A 16590-nucleotide genomic window follows, 5' to 3' on the forward strand; every position below is an offset into this window, starting at 1 on the left:
GAGTGACGTGAAGACCGAACAGCTGACGTACGACATCGTGGTGGTCGGCGGTGGCCTGGCCGGCGTGTGCGCGGCGATCGCCGCGGCCCGGGCCGGGAAGCGGGTCGCGCTGGTGCAGAACCGGCCGGTGCTCGGCGGCAACTCCTCCAGCGAGGTGCGGGTCTGGGTCTGTGGCGCGACCGCGCACGGCACCCAGCACTATGCCCGGGAGACCGGGATCATGGGTGAGCTGTTCGTCGAGAACCAGTTCCGCAATCCCGACGGCAACCCGTACTACTGGGACCTGACCGTCCTCGAGGCGGTCCGGGCGGAGCCGAACCTGACCCTGTTCCTGAACACCGATGTGCGGACCGTCGAGGCGGTCGGGCCGGCGGACGATCGGGTGATCACCGCGGTGACCGGCTGGCAGCTGGGCTCGGAGCGGGAGATCAGGTTCAGCGCGGACGTGTTCTTCGACTGCTCCGGCGACGGACTGATCGGGTTCCTGGCCGGGGCCCGCTTCCGGACCGGGCGGGAGCCGCGGTCGGAGTTCGGCGAATCGTGGGCGCCGGAGGTGCCGGACAACAACACCCTGGGCAGCACGATTCTCTTCTACACCAAGGATGTCGGCCATCCGGTCAAGTTCGTGCCGCCGCCGTTCGCGCTGGACCTCGACACCACCTCGATCCCGGAACGCCGGGTGATCAAGACCGAGCTGAACGGCTGCGCCTACTGGTGGATCGAGTGGGGCGGCGAATTCGACGTGGTCGATGACAACGAGCGGATCCGCGACGAACTGCAGGCCGCCGTCTACGGGATCTGGGACCACATCAAGAACTCCGGGAAGTTCGACGCCGACAACCTGACCCTGGAATGGATCGGCTCCGTGCCGGGGAAACGGGAGTATCGCCGCTTCATCGGTGATCATGTGCTGACTCAGCACGACGTGCTGGAGCAGACGCACTTCGACGACCGGGTGGCGTTCGGCGGCTGGTCGATCGACCTGCACCCGCCCGGCGGCATGTATGCCACCGAGGCCGGATCCCGGCACTGGCATCCGGACGGCAACTACCACCTTCCGCTGCGCAGCTTCTATTCCGTGAACGTCCGGAACCTGTGGCTGGCCGGGCGCAACATCAGCGCCAGCCACGTCGCCTTCGGCACCATCCGGGTGATGGCGACCTGCGCCGTCGGCGGCGAGGCGGCCGGCACCGCGGCGGCCCTCGCCCACGACCTCGGCGTCACCCCGCGGGAACTGGTTGGCCAGCACCTCGACCGGACGCACCGGGCGCTGGTCCGCAGCGACGCCTCGACCCTCGGAGTGATCAACGACGACCCGGCCGACCGGGCACTGGCGGCGACGGTGACGGCCTCCTCGACGCTGCGCCGGATCGTGCTGGAGACTTCGTCCGGCACCCACCGGCTGGCCGATCCGATCGGGATGATCATTCCGGTCTGGCCGCGGCTCGGCGAGGTCGACCTGCTGCTCGACGCCGACCGCGACGCCACCCTGACGGTGGAGCTGCACCGGACCGCTGAGCCGCAGAACTATCTCCCGGCCGAGCCGGTGCAGCGGCTGGCGGTGCCGGTGCCGGCCGGGGAGAAGCAGTGGGTCACGCTGCCCTTCGACTGGACGCCCGGCCAACCCCGGAACGGGTTCCTGGTGATCACGGCCAACCCGGAGCTCGCCGTTCATCGCAGTGATCAGGTCGAGCCGGGGATGATCTTCTTCCGGCATCGCGAACCGGCCGCGGACGAGGCGTACACCGAGCAGTGGCGGGCCTGGAAGCAGCTCTGGCACCGCTCCGGCCTGTGCCTGCGGCTCGCCGAGCCGACCACGGCCTACGCTCCGGAACGCGTGATCGGCGAATACGCCCGACCCTACGGAGGGCCGCGGCTGTGGGCCTCCGAGCCGATGGACCATGATCAACAGCCGTGGCTGGAGTTGACCTGGCCGGAGCATGAACGGATCGCGGAGGTGGTGCTGATCTTCGACGACGACCTGGACGAGGACCTGATCAACCTGCACCACCACCGAACGCCGTACGACGTGCTGCCCGGCCTGGTCCGCGACTACCGGCTCGAGGGCCTGATCGACGGCAGTTGGCAGCCGCTCGCCGAGGTCACCGGCAACCGCCGCCGCCGGCGCAACCACCCGTTGCCGGATCCGGTCGACCTGGACCGGCTCCGCCTGGTGATCACCGCCACCAACGGCGCCCCGCGCGCCCACGTCGTCGCCGTCCGCGCCTACACCCCCTGACCCCGCCTCTCTTCTCGGTTGTTCCGTTCCCTGAGCCTGTCGAAGGGCAGATCAGTCCTCCCTCGCTCCGTCGCACGGGGCGAGGCGCATAGTGTGCAGTTCATGACGACCCGCAGACTGTTGCTGCTGCGCCACGCAACGGCGGAGGACTTCCGGCCGGGCTTCGAGGACAAGGATCGCCGGCTGACCGAGCGCGGCCGGGCGGAGGCGGTCGCGGTCGGCGACTGGTTGCGGCAGCAGAAGATCGTCGTCGATCACGTCGTCTGCTCCTCGGCGGTTAGGACTCGGCAGACCCTGGCCGGCCTCGAGTTGTCGGCCCCGGTCGATTTCTCCGACGCGATCTACTCCGGCGAGGCGGAGACGATCATCACCGCCGCCGGCGAGCTGGACGACGGGATCGGCACCGGCCTGATCATCGGACATTCACCCGCGATCCCGACCGCCGCCCGCGACCTGGCCGATCCGGACGCCTCCGATCCGGAGTCGCTGACCACCCTCGACCGGCGCTACCCGCCGGCCACCCTGGCCCTCCTGGAATCCCCCAACCCCTGGTCCGACCTCGGCGTCGCCCGCCTGCTCACCCTCCGCCTCCCCTGACCCCCAACCCCTCATCCCAGCCCGCCCGGCGGGTGCGTTTCTCTACCTGTGTCGACTTCCGAACCGTGTTCGGCCTGCCCCGGGCGTGGTGCGTTTCTCTACCTGTGCGGACTTTCGTTCCGCGAACGGACTGCCCGGGTGATGGTGCGTTTCTCTACCTAGGTGGACTTTTGTGCCGTGTTCGGGCTGCTGGGCGTCCATTTCTCTACCTGTGTCGACTTTCGTACCGTGATCGGGCTGCCCGGGTGGTGGTGCGTTTCTCTACCTAGGTGGACTTTCGTTCCGTGATCGGGCTGCTCGCGTGGTGGTGCGTTTTGTCTACCTGGGTGGACTTTTTGCGCCGTGTTCGGGCTGCTGGGCGTCCGTTTCTCTACCTGTGTCGACTTTCGATCGCCTCGCGACGGGAGCAGGGCAGCGCCGATCCCGAGGAGTACGCCGACGACGGCGCAAACCGGCCCGAGGAGGGCCGGGCCACCGATGAGGGCGGACCCGGCGACCGGGTCGCTCGGCGCCGAGGTGGTCGCGGCCGATGGCGACGCCGATCGCGGCACCAGACCGGCCTCGGCCAGGACGCTCCGGAGCCGGTCCGGGTCGGCGACTCGGTGCCAGACCGCCTGGTCGGGCTCGGTGATCCAGGATCGCCCGGTGGCGATCCAGACCGAGTCACGGATGAAGAAGATCAGGTCGATCCGCCAGATCGTCGTGTCGTGGGCGAGCCAGGTGACCCGCAGGTCGGACCGGAAGATCGCGCCGAACCCGCTCGGCGGTGACTCACCGGCCGACGGCAGTTCGGCCCCACGAGCCGGGTCGTAGCCGATCGCCGCCGCCAACTGCTGATACCGATCGTCGCCGGCAGCGGCGGATGCGGTCCGGTGCCGCGCCGGATCGGTGATCAGCACGCTGGTAGGTCCACCGGCCGATGCGCTCGACGGTACGGCCGACACCATGGCCGCGGCGAGCAGCAGGAGCAGGCCGAGCCGGGCCGCGATCCGGGTCATGATCAGCCGGTGAGCACGACCCGGTCGGGGCGCGACCGACTCCGGCCCCGCAGGGTCAGCAGGGTCCCGGCGATCCCCGCGGCGAGCCCGAGCAGGCCGGAACCGAACCCGATCAGTCCGGCCAGCGGCGGGCCGCCGGTGCTGGCCGCGGCGGCCGTACCGACCGGCTCCGAGGCCGACGGTTCCGGCTCGGCGACGGAGCCGGGCTGATCGGAGTCTGGCCGCTCGGCGGCGGCCGGCTTCAGCACTCCGGTCTCGGTCAGCGCGGCCCGGACCTGCTTCGGGTCGGCGGCCCGGTGCCAGAGCCCGTCACCGAGTTCGCCCGAACCCCAGTCGGTCGTGGTCATCGTGTTGATCCAGACCGCGTTGCCGGTCAGATAGATCCGGTCCACCCGCCAGACCGCCATGTCGTGGATCAGCCAGGTCAGCCGGGTCTCGGCGCCGAAGTCGGATTCGAGCCCGACCGGCGGCGACTCGCCCGGGACGGACTGGTTGATGCCGGCGGCGGTGTTCATGCCGACCAGCCGGCCCAGCCGCTCGTAGCGGGCGTCGCCGACATAGGCCGCCGCGGTCCGCTGGTTCTGCGGGTTGGAGATCAGCAGGCTGGTCGGCCCGCCGGCCGCGGCGACGGACGCCGTGGCCAGGACGCCGCCCAGGGCGAGCAGGATGATCAGGCCGAGCCGGGACAGGATGCGCATCGAAACTCCCTTCCTCGGCTGCGATACACCGCCGCGCCGGCCAGGGTTCCGTCAGCTCCGGTCGAGATCCGCCTTGGTCAGCACGGAGCGCGTTTCGACCCCGATGTCGGCCAGGGGTCCGGTCTCGCCGCCTCCGCTTCGATCGATCGCGCAGATCACTACCTCGACTGTCGCGCCGAGCTCACGCAAGGCCTCGGTGGCGTTGCGTACGGCGCCGCCGGTGGTGATCACGTCCTCGATCAGGGTGATCTTGGTTCCGGCCACCTCGCCCCCCTCGGCCAGCCGACAGGTGCCGTACGTCTTCGCCTGCTTGCGTACGAACAGCGCGGGCAGGCCGGTCAGCGAGCTGACCATGGTGGCGATCGGCACCCCGCCGAGCTCGAGCCCGCCGACCAGTTCGGTGTCGGCCGGCAGCAACGGGACCATGGCCTGCGCGACTCGGCGCAACAGGACAGGCCGAGCCTCGAACAGGTACTTGTCGAAGTATTCCGACACCACCTGGCCGGAGCGCACCGTGAAGGTCCCTTGCAATCGGCAGACGGAGTCGATCTCACGGGCCAGGGCTGTCCGATCCACGCGGCAAGACTCTCAGGTCGCGCCCCCCACCATGCCGCCGACCCGTCACATCCGCGCCGACACGCCGCAGAATCGGCCGCGGATGTGACGGGTCGGCGGGTTTGGGGTGGTCAGGGGAAGGTGAGGGATTCGGCGAGGGCGATGGCGCGGTCCTGGTTGAAGGATCCTTCTAGGCGTACGGTCACCGGGCGACCGGGGCCGGCCGGGTAGGCCTCGTAGGCCAGCGTCGGGCCGGAGAGCCGAGCCTCGTCGGTGTGCTCGACGCCGTCGGGATCGACGTAGCTGATCGTGTGCGGGTCGGGCAGCCAGACGGCCAGGTTGCCGTCGACCTCGACCCGGATCAGCCGATCCCAGTTGCGCTTGACGAACATGATCAAACTGCCGTCGAACTGGCTCAACAGCACCGGCCCGGCAGCGGTAGCGAACTCCAGCTCGACCAGCCGCCGGTCCGCCGACACCGCCACCCGGGTGGGCGGTCCGAGATCCGTCGGCAGGCCGATCGGGAAGTCGATCATGGTCCGGGCCTGGTCGACTGTCGCCACCTCGATCATCACCGGTCCGCCCGGCGAGACCGGCCGGACGGTGCCGCCCGGGGCCGGCGCGGACTGGAACACGATGCCGCCGACCCGGAGCCATTCGATCACCGCAGCACGCACGGGGGAGGCGAGCAGCAGCCCGGCGATCAAGGCGGCGATGATCACCGCGACCAGCCGCCGCCGCGCCTTCGCGTCGAGCACCAGCCGGCGCAGGAACCGCCGCGCCGGATGGGGACGCCGGACCGGCAGTCGGGCCAGCACCCGCATCGCCAGGTCGTCGGGCACCGGATCGACGGTCAGGGTCCGGCCCAGGGCGCGCAGCTCGGCCTCGAGTTCATGATCATCAGTCATCGTCGCTCACCTCCCCACCGCTCGGGTCGGCGTCGGCGCGGAGCTGTCGCAGCGCTCGGGACAACCGCGACTTGACCGTGCCCAGCGGCAGCCGCAGACAGGCGGCGGTCTCGGCCTCGGACAGCTCCAGCAGATAACGGCAGGTCACCACCGCCCGCATCGGCTCCGGCAGCCGGTCCAGGGCCGCGGCCAGGGTCTCGGCCCGGACGGCGGTGAGGACGGCGGCCTCGGCACCGGGATCGGTCTCCGGCCGGCCGGACCACCAGCGGCGTTCCCGCTGCTCCCGCCGGCTCCGGCCGCGGTGCAGGTTCCGGGTTTCGTTGATCACGATCCGCAGCAGCCAGGGCCGGAACTCAGCGCCGGGCCGAAACCGCGGCATCGCCCGGAACGCCTTCACGAACGCCTCCTGGACCACGTCGTCGGCATCGGATCCGGCACCCCACAGCACTGCGGCCCGCTTGGCCGTGGGCGCGTGCAGCCGCACCAGGTCGGCGAACGCCGTACGGTCACCGACCGGGTCGGTCTGCTCCGGCCCGCTGGCTATCGCCCACCTCCTCCCACTCACCGGCACTACACCGCCGCGCCGATGGTGGTTCCCTCCTGCGGCTAGCCGGTCTTCCCCCGGAGCGGCCGCGGCGGGCCGGTGCTGCCGCGTTCGGTCAGCGTCGGCGTCGAGTCCAGGTAGGCGCCGGAGGCGTTGCCCTCGATGGTCTCGAACATCCGGCGGGCGGCATGCGCTCCGTACGCCATCACGTCGTGGCTCATCGCCGACAGCGCGGGATGGGTGACCTGGCACAGCGCCGAGTCGTCCCAGGCGAGCAGCGAGACCTCGTCCGGCACGGTCACGCCCAGCTCGTGGCAGGTGGAGAGCCCGGCGACGGCCATGATGTCGTTGTCGTAGACGATCGCGGTCGGCGGATCGTCGGCCATCATCAGTTCGCGGGTCGCGGTCCGGCCGGCCTCGGCCGAGAAGTCGGACGGGGCGATGACGTAGTCGACCCCGGCCTGCTTGGCCGCAGTCGTGAAGGCACGGGCGCGGATCTCCACCTGGCCGTGGTCGGCCGTCCCCGACACCCGCGCGATCCGCCGATGCCCCAGCCCGACCAGGTAGTCCACCGCGTTGGTCATCGCGGTCGCGTCGTCGGTCCAGACGCAGGGGAACGTGCCGGCGCGGGACGGATCGGCGATGCAGAGCACCGGCAGGTCGAGCCGGTTCAGCAGTGGGATCCGCGGATCCTCCAGCCTCAGGTCGACGATGATCACCCCGTCCACCCGGCGCTCGGAGTTCCATTTCCGGTAGGTGTCCAGCTCGGCGTTCATGTCGGCCGTCACCTGCAGCAGCAGCGCGTACGACCGCTCGGACAGGACACTCTCGATGCCGGAGATGAGTTCCATGAAGAACGGCTCGCTGCCCAGCACCCGCGGATTCCGGGTGAGCACCAGCCCGAACGCCTCGGTGCGGGAGCCGGACAGCATCCGCGCCGTCCAGTTCGGGGCCCAGCCGAGCTCCCGGGCCACGGTGAGGATGCGTTCCCGGGTTTCGGCCGAGACCCCGGGTCGGCCGTTGAGGGCGTACGAGACGGCTCCCTTGGACACGCCGCATCGGCGAGCGATCTCGTTGATCGTGATCCTGGGCACCCCCCACCTCCTCGTGTCCGGGCGTCCGTGTGAGGAGACGCTACTGCAATCTACTGAACCGGTTCGTTAGAGTCATCACCCATGACGGGGATGCGAGGTAGCGCCGTGCCGGACCAACCCGGCGCCGCAACCGCATCCCACCCCAATCCACCACGGTGACAAGGAGCTTCCATGTCTCATCCGACAGGTCTGTCGGTGCAGCTCTATACAGTGCGGAACGCGCTGGCCGAGGACTTCGACGGCACGCTGGCGAAGGTCGCCGGCTTCGGCTACACCCAGGTCGAGCCGTTCTCGTTCACCAATTTCGCCGACGAGCTGCGCGCCGGGTTGAGCAAGCACAACCTGGCGGCCCCGTCGACCCACGTCGGCCTGCTCAGCGGTGACCAGGAGGAGATCTTCGCCCTGGCGAAGGAACTCGGCACGACGCTGGTGATCGATCCGCACACCGATCGCGCGCGCTGGCAGTCCGCCGATGACATCAAGCAGATCGCGGCCGAGCTCAACGCGGCGGCGGAGAAGGCGGCGGCGCACGGCCTGACCGTCGGCTACCACAACCACGCGTTCGAGCTGGAGTCGGTGATCGACGGCCGGCACGGGCTGGAGATCCTGGCCGACAACCTGGCGCCGGAGGTCGTGCTCGAGGTCGACACCTACTGGGCGCTGGTCGGCGGCGCCGACGTGATCGCGCTGCTCGGCCGGCTCGGCTCGCGGGTGGCGGCGCTGCACGTCAAGGACGGCGACGGCACCTCGGACAACAAGAAGCAGACCGCGGTCGGCGCCGGCGTCGTCCCGGTCTGGGACTACATCGGGGTCGCGCCGGAAGCGCTCCGGGTGGTCGAGCTCGACGACAGCGAAGGCGACCTGGTGCAGGCCGTCGGCGACAGCTACTCGTACCTCAACGCAGGAAAGGCCTGATCCCATGGCACAGAAGCGCACCGGTCCGGTCGGCGTCGGCATCATCGGCGCGGGTGTCATCAGCGGCACCTATCTGGACAATCTGAAGAGTTTCCCCGACGTCGAGGTGCTGGCCGTCGCCGACATCCTGACCGACAAGGCGAAGGCCAAGGCGGAGGAGAAGGGCATCGCCGCCGCCGGCGACAACTCGGTCGTCCTCGATCATCCTGACGTCGAGCTGGTGATCAACCTGACCACCCCGGACGCGCACGCCGAGGTGGCGCAGTCGGCGGTCGCGGCCGGCAAACACGTCTGGAACGAGAAGCCGCTGACCCTCGACCGGTCCTCCGGCCAGGCCCTGCTGAAGGCGGCCGAGGAGAAGGGTGTGCGGGTCGGTTGCGCGCCGGACACGTTCCTCGGGGCGGGCCTGCAGGCGACCTTCAAGGCACTCCAGGACGGAGTGATCGGTACGCCGTTGAGCGGCCTGATCCTGTTCCAGAGCCCGGGCCCGGAGTCCTGGCACCCGAACCCGGCCTTCCTGTTCCAGGAGGGGGCGGGCCCGCTGTTCGACATCGGCCCCTACTACCTGACCGCGTCGGTGCAGTCGTTCGGCCCGGCCGAGTCGGTCGCCGCGATCGGCTCCAAAGCCAAGGCCAAGCGCGTGATCGGGTCCGGTCCGTTGGCCGGCCAGGAGTTCGACGTCACCGTGCCGAGCCAGACCGCCGGTCTGATCCGGTTCGAGGGCGGACAGTCGCTGACCGCGATCTTCAGCTTCGACTCGCCGCAGCCGCGGACGCTGCTGGAGATCACCGGCACCGAGGCCACCCTGCTGGTCCCGGATCCGAACACCTTCCACGGCGACATCCAGATCAGGAAGACCGGCTCCGACGACTGGGAGACGATCGGCACGACGACCGAGAGGTCCAGCCGCGGCACCGGTGCCCTCGACCTGGCCCGAGCCATCCGCGAGGACCGCCCGCACCGCGCCCAGGGCGCCCTGGCCTACCACGTCCTGGACATCATGGTCTCGATGGCCGAGTCCGGCGAGCAGGGCGAGTTCGTCAAGGTGGACAGCACCGTAGAACCCGCCGCCCTCCTCCCCGAGGACTGGGACCCCAAGGCGAAGACCCTCTAAACCCGCCGAGCCGTCACATCCGCGGCCGTTTGTGCGGCGTGTTGCAGCGGATGTGACGGCTCGATCGGCCTGTCGGAGGTTCCGGGGCGAGGTGACCCGTGCGGTCGTGGAACGGACCTGAGACTCAGCGGGTGATCAGGTCGTTGACCGAGCGGAGCACCGGGATCGTGGTGAGGGCGGCCTCGTCCAGCGGCGCGGGCGCGGTGATCACGAACGTGTGCGACTGACCGGCGATCAGGGTGACCAGGCCGCTGTCGACCCGGGCGGCCGGGTCGAGCCGGTCCGGGAACAGGGCCAGGTCCTTGATCAACGCCTCCGCGGTCACCGTCACCCGCTGGCTGCCGCCGGCGGCGCTGACCGTGACGGTCGCGGCGTCGGTGGGGGAGTGCACCCGGAGACCGGTGTCCTCGACGAAATACCAGTACGCGGGCGCGGAGTCGCCGGTCTCGACCACCAGGAACTCGGCCGACGGGTCGCCGGCTGCCAGCAGTTCGGCGGCCAGGTCGATGGTGATCGCCGACCGCGGCCCGGCCTCGAAGTCCGTCGTCTGATCGGCGAGGACCTCGCTACCGATGCCGGTGCCGCGGCGAGTGATCAGCAGCGTGCCGGTCCAGGGCCGGTCGGTGTCGTTGTGGATGATCACCGCCGGCTTCTGATCACCGATCGGGCTCAGATCGTGCGGGCCGGGCGGCGCCGGCCGCGGCTGGACGGTGACGAACCGATCGGCGTACACGGCCTTGAGCGCATGCCAGAGCGGCTTGCGGATCCCGGTCGAATCGACCGCGGCCCAGGAGATCACCGGCCACTGGTCGTTGAGCTGCCAGACCACCGTCCCGGTGTTCAACGGATACAGGCTGCGGAAGTGGGCGATCCCGAACGCGACCGCGCGGGCCTGGTTGAGCTGCGTCGACCAGTGCCAGTCGTCGGCGTCGAACGGATCGTCCCGCCACTGCGGCAGATGATCACCGAGGCCGAGCTCGAGCTTGAGATTGCCGTTCGCGGCCTTTTGATGCACCAGCGTCTGCGGGCTGTCCGGCGTCAGTGGTTGATCATGGACGACCGAGTGCAGGGTGGACCAGGCCGGCGGCCCCTGGAAGCCGAACTCGGAGACGAACCGGGCCGGGTAGTCGCGGTAGTGCCGATAATCCACCCGGTTCCAGACGTCCCAGATGTGCGTCGTCCCGTGCCGGTAGTCGTTCGGGTAGTGGTAGTCGGCGTAGGAGTACGGGCTGCCCGGCGAGTACGGCGTGCGCGGGTCGAGCTCGGCCACCAGGGCCGGCAGCAGCTCCCGGTAGTAGCCGTCGCCCCAGGTCCGGTCGCCCAGCTTGGCGCGCCAACCCCAATCGACCCAGCCCCAGATGTTCTCGTTGTTACCGTTCCACAGGGCGAGGCTGGCGTGCCCGCTGAGCCGGGTGATCGCCTCCCGGGCCTCCGCCGCCACCTCGCTCGCCAATGGTTCCTCCTCGGCGTACGCGGCGCAGGCGAACAGGAAATCCTGCCAGACAAGGATTCCCAGCTCGTCGCACAGGCCGTAGAACTCCTCGCTCTCATAGATCCCGCCGCCCCAGACCCGGAGCAGGTTCATCCCGGCGTCGAGGGCGTCCATGATCGACGCGCGATAGGTCTCCCGGCTCAGCCGGGTGATCAAGGCGTCGTCCGGGATCCAGTTGGCGCCCTTGGCGTAGACCCGGGTGCCGTTGACCAAGATCACGAATTCGCTGCCGGAGCGGTCCGGCGCGGTGCTCAGTTCGACGGTACGGAAGCCGACCCGGCCGTGCCATTGCTGCCGCGGCCGGTCGCCGTCACCGAGCGTGATCAGCACCGGATAAAGGATCTGATCACCGTAGCCGGCGGGCCACCAGAGCTCGGCCTCCGGCACGTCGACGGTGATCATCGCCGAGGCCTGGCCGGCCGCCACGGACTGCTCGACCCGGCGACCGGAGATCTCTGCCGCGAGCCGGCTGGAGCCGGTCGCCCCCTCGGTCCAGACGAGGTCGACCTGGGCCTGCAGCGTCTTGTCGCCGTCGTTTACCAGCGCCAGCGGACGCACGGCCGCGATCCGGACCTGACTCCAGGACTCGATCCCGATCGATCGCCAGATGCCGACGCCGGCCAGGTCCGGGCCCCAGTCCCAGCCGTAGCCGCTCGCCGCCTTGCGGATCGCGTTGTACGGATGGGGATAGGCGCGTGGCCGCTCGCCGAGCTCGGCCTCGAGCCGGACGGCCGCGGTCGCCGGGCCCTCGAAGTCGATCACCAGCTCGTTGTCACCGTCGCGGAGCAGTTCGGTGACGTCGAACCGGTAGCCGCGGTGCTGGTTGGCGGTCCGGCCGAGCTCGGTGCCGTTGAGTCGAAGCACGGCCACGGTGTCCAGCCCGTCGGCGACCAGCTCGTGCCGGCGGTGATCATCGGCGGGCCGGTCGAACGCGAAGGTGGCGCGGTAGGTCCAGTCGGTGCGGCCGATCCAGGCCAGCCGGGACTCGTTGTCCCCGTCGAACGGGTCCGGGATGCGGTCGGCGGCGAGCAGATCGGCATACACCTCGCCCGGCACGGTCGCCGGGACGGTGCTGTCGGTGAGGTCGGACCACGGCTCGGGCAGTCCGGTGGTCGCGGTGGTCAGGGTCCAGGGGATCCCGGCGGCGGTGCCGAGGTCCGTACGGCGCAGCTGTGAGGGCGTCGGGTCGTTCATCCGATCGACGGTACGTGAATTGCACGGTCAAGAATTCACCGACCCCGGATTGCGCTGCCGTGCTAGCTTTTCCGGTGACGGCGATGACGAGGGTGACGACCTCCGAGCCGTACCGTCTGGTCAGCGGCGAGTGACCGTCCAGAGGTCGGCCGATTCGGCCGGCGAAGGTGTGGTGGCACCGCGAGCTCCCGATCGCCCACACCTCCCGGGGCAACAGCTACCAGGAGGTGAACAGACGTGACCGCGCATTCTCCAGTCCAGTTGAGGCCGCCCGAGCGGATCTTGGCCCGTGACTTGCAACCCGCCACAGCAGTGACCGTCGAAGGCTTCGTCCATCGGCGCCGCAAGCTGGCTTCGGTGATCTTCGTGATCATCCGGGACCGGACCGGCCTGATCCAGGTGGTGATCACCGAGGACCGCGAGCAAGCCGAGCAGTTGGGCGAGGAAACCGTGATCAGAGCGACCGGCCGCGCCGTCGCCAACCCGCAGGCGCCGGGAGGAGTGGAGCTGGTCGACCCGGAGATCGAGATCCTCGGCCGGCCGGCCGGGCCGCCGCCGCTCGAGCTCTGGCGGCCGGAGCTGAAGACCGGTCTGCCGACCCTGCTCGATCATGCGGCGCTGACCTGGCGCCATCCGTCCCGGCAACTGACCTGGCGGCTCGCCGCGGCCGCCGTGCGCGGCTTCCGCGGTGCCCTCGATGATCAAGGATTCACCGAGATCGCGACGCCGAAGCTGGTGGCCGGCGCGACCGAGTCGGGCGCCAACGTGTTCGCCGTCGACTACTTCGGCCGGACCGGCTATCTGGCCCAGTCGCCGCAGTTCTACAAGCAGATCATGGTCGGCGTCTTCGAGCGGGTCTACGAGGTCGGGCCGGTGTTCCGGGCCGAGCCGCACGACACCGTCCGGCACCTGGCGCAGTACACGTCGCTGGACGCCGAGCTCGGCTTCATCCATGATCATCACGACGTGATCATGGTGCTCCGCGAGGTGATCTCCCGGATGATCGCCGCGGCGGGCGCCGTGCCCGGAGCGGTCGATTCGGGGATCGACCTGCCGGTCGTGCCGGAGCAGTTTCCGGTGCTGCACTTCGCCGATGCACTGCGCCTGGTCGGTGCCGCCGAGGACGAGCCGGACCTGGCGCCGGAGCACGAACGCCGGCTGGGGGAGTGGGCGAAGACCGAGCACGGCTCGGACTTCCTGGTGGTGCAGGGTTATCCGGCGGTCAAGCGGCCGTTCTACACCCACCCGCAACCGGATGATCAGCGCTGGACGAACTCGTTCGACCTGATCTTCCGCGGCACCGAACTGGTCACCGGCGGGCAGCGACTGCACCGGCTGGAGGACTACCAGGCGGCCCTCGCGGCCCGGGGCGAGGACCCGGCACCGTACGCGGAATATCTGGCCACCTTCGGCTACGGCATGCCGCCGCACGGCGGCTTCGCGATCGGCCTGGAACGCTTCGTCGCCCAGCTGACCGGCACCGCCAACGTCCGCGAGGTCACCCTCTTCCCGCGCGACCTGCACCGGCTCACGCCCTGAGTCGAGTCGCCGAGCCGACCCCGGCCCCGGTTCCGGGGTCGGGGTCGGCCGTGGGCGACCTCGCGTGGGCCGGATGTCGCTTCCGGACGTAGTCGGGTCACTCCGTCAGGCCGATGATCAGCAGCCGTCGGGTGCCTAGCGTGGATCACATGATCAAACGGCACACCGGAATCCCGCTCGTCGGCCTGATCGGGCTGGCTCTGCTCGCCGTGCCCCGGGTGGTCCTGCACGACCTCGGCCTGATCCACGAGGGCACGTTCGTCAACCTGCTGCTGGTCTTCGCGCCGCCGGCCGTCTGGGTCGCGGTGGCGGTGCTGGCCCGGGTGCCGAAGCCGCTGCTGACCCTGGTGATCATCGGCGGCTGCTACGGGATCTTCCTCGCGCTCGGCCACCAGCTGTTGTGGGATGTGGCGTGGGGCGACTCGCCACCGGTGCTCGGCGGCGCGTTCGCCGACGCGTCGCCGGCGGCCTCGGCACTGCTGCTTCGCGGCGGCGCGGTGATCAGCAGCCTGGTCACCGGCCTGGTGGTGGGTCTCCTCTCGGGCCTGGTGGCCTGGCTCGTCGGCCGTCTCACCCGGCCGAGGGAGGCACCGGAGGGCCCGGCTCGATGATCACCGTCCGTCGTCGGACGAGACGATCACCGGGCCGGGCCGACAGGTTCGGTCGAGCTACAGGGTCCCGGCGTCCTGCAACGCCTCGACCCCGGCCTGGCCGTACAACTGCTCCACCTGCTGGCGCAGCACCTGACCGGCGGCGTCGGCGGCGAGCAGGTCGGCGCCCGCGTCGCTGGCGGCGATCCGCTTGTCGGCGACCGCGGGCACCCAGGGCGAGGTGACGGTGCCGCCGGTGTGCTTGGCCTTGCCGTTGAGCTTGGCCCACGACTGGTAGGTCTTCGCGTCGTCCGGCAACGGCAGCGCCTGGCCGACCGTGATGTCCTTTGGCAGCTTGCCCTTCAGGAAGTAGTTGATGATCGGCCGGTCGACCTGCTCGGTGCCGTACGGGAAGTGGCCGTGCGAGCCCTCGTTGTCGATCGAGATGAAGCTGGTGTTCGGCAGCTTGGTGCCGGCGGCGTAGCCACCTTCCCACCCGGTCTGCGAATCCATCTCACCCTGCAACACGATCGTCGCCGGGAAGGTCTTCTCGTTGGCGACCGGCATCAGGTTCTGGGTCCGCCAGAACGCGCACACCGGCACCTCGAGCAGCCCCCACTGGTTGCTCAACGGCGCCTTCTTGGCCTGCTTGACCTTGTGCGCCTCCCAGTAGGCCGCGCCCTGGGTCCACTGGCCGTCGTTGCAGCGGATCATGTCGAACGGATCCTCCAGCACTCCGGTCTGCAGCGTCTCGGCCGAGCGGGCGGCACGGGTCCGCGCCTCCTGCTTTGTGCTGATCTTGGTCAGCGGCTTGACGTCGGCCCGGGCCTGCTCGGCCAGCTTCCGCTGCGCACCCTTGGACTTCTCGGCGATCTTGGCCAGCAGCGCGTCGGCGGTGATCGCCGGGTTGCTCGCGTCGGCCTTCGCCGTCGCGTCCTCGCTCTCGCCCAGTTCGATCAAGGTCTGGACGACGTCGCCGGCCAGCGGATAGTCGGCGTTGTAGCCGAACGCACCCGAACCGCCGAAGAGCACCCAGACCAGCAGCACCAGGAACGGATCCAGCTTCGCGGTGGCGGCGAAGTAGCGGTCCTTGATCTTGTACGGGTCCTCACCCAGGCCGTACACGTCGTCGTGCCGGGCGATCCAGTTGATCATGTGCATGCTGAACTGCCGGTCGCGGGCGATCGGCTGCAGGTTCCAGGTCGACTCCAGGGTGGCCTGGGTGGCATCGATCGAGGAGTCGAGCAGGAATCGGCCGCCGTACTTGGCGCCGAACACGTTCTCGTACCAGGTGCCGAGCCAGGTGCCGTAGGAGTAGCCGACGTAGCTGAGCTTCGGCGCCTTGAGCAGGTGCCGGATGAAGTCCATGTCGTACGTGGTCTGCTCGGTGTTGATCGTCTTCACGTCGGCGTTGGCCGAGCACGCCTGGCCGGCCGCCTTGAGCTCCGCGTACGGATCGGCGGAGGCGGCGTCCCACTCGTACTCACACGACGCGTGGCTGCTCTGCCCGACGCCGCGCGGGTCGAACCCGACGTAGTTGTAGTACGGATTCAGGTCCGGGGTGCGCTCCTGCATCACCGGACCCCAGACCAGACCCGAGCCGCCCGGACCGCCCGGGTTGACGAACATCGTGCCCTGGTAGCGCGGGTTGCTGGTGTCGATGTTCTTGGCCTGCGAGATCCGGATGTCCCAGGTCTTGCCGTTGGCCGGATCGTGCCAGTCCCGCGGCACCTTGACGGTCGCGCAGGAGACGTTCGCGACGTTGAACCGGTCGTTCAACGCCGGATCGCCGAAGTCACAGGTCTCCCAGGTGAGCTTCTGCTTGGCCAGCTCGCCGGCCAGGGCCGCCACGTTGGGCACCTTCGCCGCCGCCGCGGCGGGCGAACCGGCATACACCGCCGAGGACAGCGCGAGTGCCGGTGCCAGGAGCAGGCTGACCCATCGACGCCAGGTCGGTGTGCGCCGTGAGGCCGGGCCCGCAGACGGGGTTGAGACGGATTGCTTCATTGACCCTCCCGAGAATTCAACGCCTGATCAGGCGGAAGATTCATGTGGGGTCAATGAATCAGACTCCGGCGATCCGCCGACAGATCTGGGCGGTGGCGCGATCCGG

General features: G+C 69.7%; 14 protein-coding genes. 6 read left to right on the forward strand and 8 right to left on the reverse strand.

What is annotated here, in order from left to right:
* The first annotated feature begins 7 nt into the window (after positions 1-7).
* On the forward strand, positions 8-2239 hold the full coding sequence (locus FNH24_RS07540) for an FAD-dependent oxidoreductase (RefSeq protein WP_152361533.1): 2232 nt from the start codon (positions 8-10) through the stop codon (positions 2237-2239).
* A gap of 102 nt (positions 2240-2341) precedes the next feature.
* Positions 2342-2836, forward strand: a complete 495-nt coding sequence (locus FNH24_RS07545) for a SixA phosphatase family protein (protein WP_152361534.1) — start codon at positions 2342-2344, stop codon at positions 2834-2836.
* 158 nt (positions 2837-2994) lie between these two features.
* Here FNH24_RS07545 and FNH24_RS31375 read toward each other — a convergent pair whose 3' ends face one another.
* From FNH24_RS31375 to FNH24_RS07575, 6 genes are all read right to left on the reverse strand, one after another.
* The gene (locus tag FNH24_RS31375) at positions 2995-3834 is read right to left on the reverse strand and encodes a hypothetical protein (protein WP_161606040.1); all 840 of its coding nucleotides are present in this window, start codon (positions 3832-3834) and stop codon (positions 2995-2997) included.
* A 2-nt stretch (positions 3835-3836) separates the two neighbouring features.
* A complete protein-coding gene (locus FNH24_RS07555) occupies positions 3837-4532 on the reverse strand; it encodes a hypothetical protein (RefSeq protein ID WP_152361536.1) in 696 nt (231 codons plus the stop codon).
* Between the two features lie 51 nt (positions 4533-4583).
* Entirely contained in the window at positions 4584-5108 is a 525-nt protein-coding gene (pyrE, locus tag FNH24_RS07560; RefSeq protein WP_217428084.1) for an orotate phosphoribosyltransferase, read from the reverse strand.
* Between the two features lie 110 nt (positions 5109-5218).
* A complete protein-coding gene (locus FNH24_RS07565; protein WP_152361537.1) occupies positions 5219-5995 on the reverse strand; it encodes a hypothetical protein in 777 nt (258 codons plus the stop codon).
* On the reverse strand, positions 5988-6560 hold the full coding sequence (locus tag FNH24_RS07570; RefSeq protein WP_246186787.1) for an RNA polymerase sigma factor: 573 nt from the start codon (positions 6558-6560) through the stop codon (positions 5988-5990). Before FNH24_RS07570 ends, FNH24_RS07565 begins: the two co-directional genes overlap by 8 nt.
* A gap of 41 nt (positions 6561-6601) precedes the next feature.
* On the reverse strand, positions 6602-7633 hold the full coding sequence (locus tag FNH24_RS07575) for a LacI family DNA-binding transcriptional regulator (protein WP_152361539.1): 1032 nt from the start codon (positions 7631-7633) through the stop codon (positions 6602-6604).
* A gap of 171 nt (positions 7634-7804) precedes the next feature.
* On the opposite strand from FNH24_RS07575, the gene FNH24_RS07580 reads away from it, so the two are divergent.
* Positions 7805-8548 (forward strand): sugar phosphate isomerase/epimerase family protein, encoded by a 744-nt coding sequence (locus tag FNH24_RS07580; protein ID WP_175047868.1) that lies wholly within the window; start codon positions 7805-7807, stop codon positions 8546-8548.
* 4 nt (positions 8549-8552) lie between these two features.
* Complete coding sequence (locus tag FNH24_RS07585) at positions 8553-9662, forward strand: Gfo/Idh/MocA family protein (protein ID WP_152361540.1); 1110 nt, start codon at positions 8553-8555, stop codon at positions 9660-9662.
* Positions 9663-9786: 124 nt separating this feature from the next.
* Here FNH24_RS07585 and FNH24_RS07590 read toward each other — a convergent pair whose 3' ends face one another.
* On the reverse strand, positions 9787-12348 hold the full coding sequence (locus FNH24_RS07590; RefSeq protein WP_152361541.1) for a glycoside hydrolase family 2 protein: 2562 nt from the start codon (positions 12346-12348) through the stop codon (positions 9787-9789).
* A gap of 237 nt (positions 12349-12585) precedes the next feature.
* Between FNH24_RS07590 and aspS the strand changes: the two genes are divergently transcribed.
* Positions 12586-13887, forward strand: a complete 1302-nt coding sequence (gene aspS / locus FNH24_RS07595; RefSeq protein ID WP_281351018.1) for an aspartate--tRNA(Asn) ligase — start codon at positions 12586-12588, stop codon at positions 13885-13887.
* 149 nt (positions 13888-14036) lie between these two features.
* A complete protein-coding gene (locus FNH24_RS07600) occupies positions 14037-14498 on the forward strand; it encodes a hypothetical protein (RefSeq protein WP_152361542.1) in 462 nt (153 codons plus the stop codon).
* Positions 14499-14555: 57 nt separating this feature from the next.
* On the opposite strand, the gene FNH24_RS07605 is transcribed toward FNH24_RS07600, so the two are convergent.
* Complete coding sequence (locus tag FNH24_RS07605) at positions 14556-16484, reverse strand: alpha/beta fold hydrolase (protein ID WP_152361543.1); 1929 nt, start codon at positions 16482-16484, stop codon at positions 14556-14558.
* Between the last annotated feature and the right edge of the window lie 106 nt (positions 16485-16590).

The sequence above is a fragment of the Microlunatus speluncae genome (genome assembly GCF_009299835.1).
Classification (GTDB): Bacteria; Actinomycetota; Actinomycetes; order Propionibacteriales; family Propionibacteriaceae; genus Microlunatus; species Microlunatus speluncae.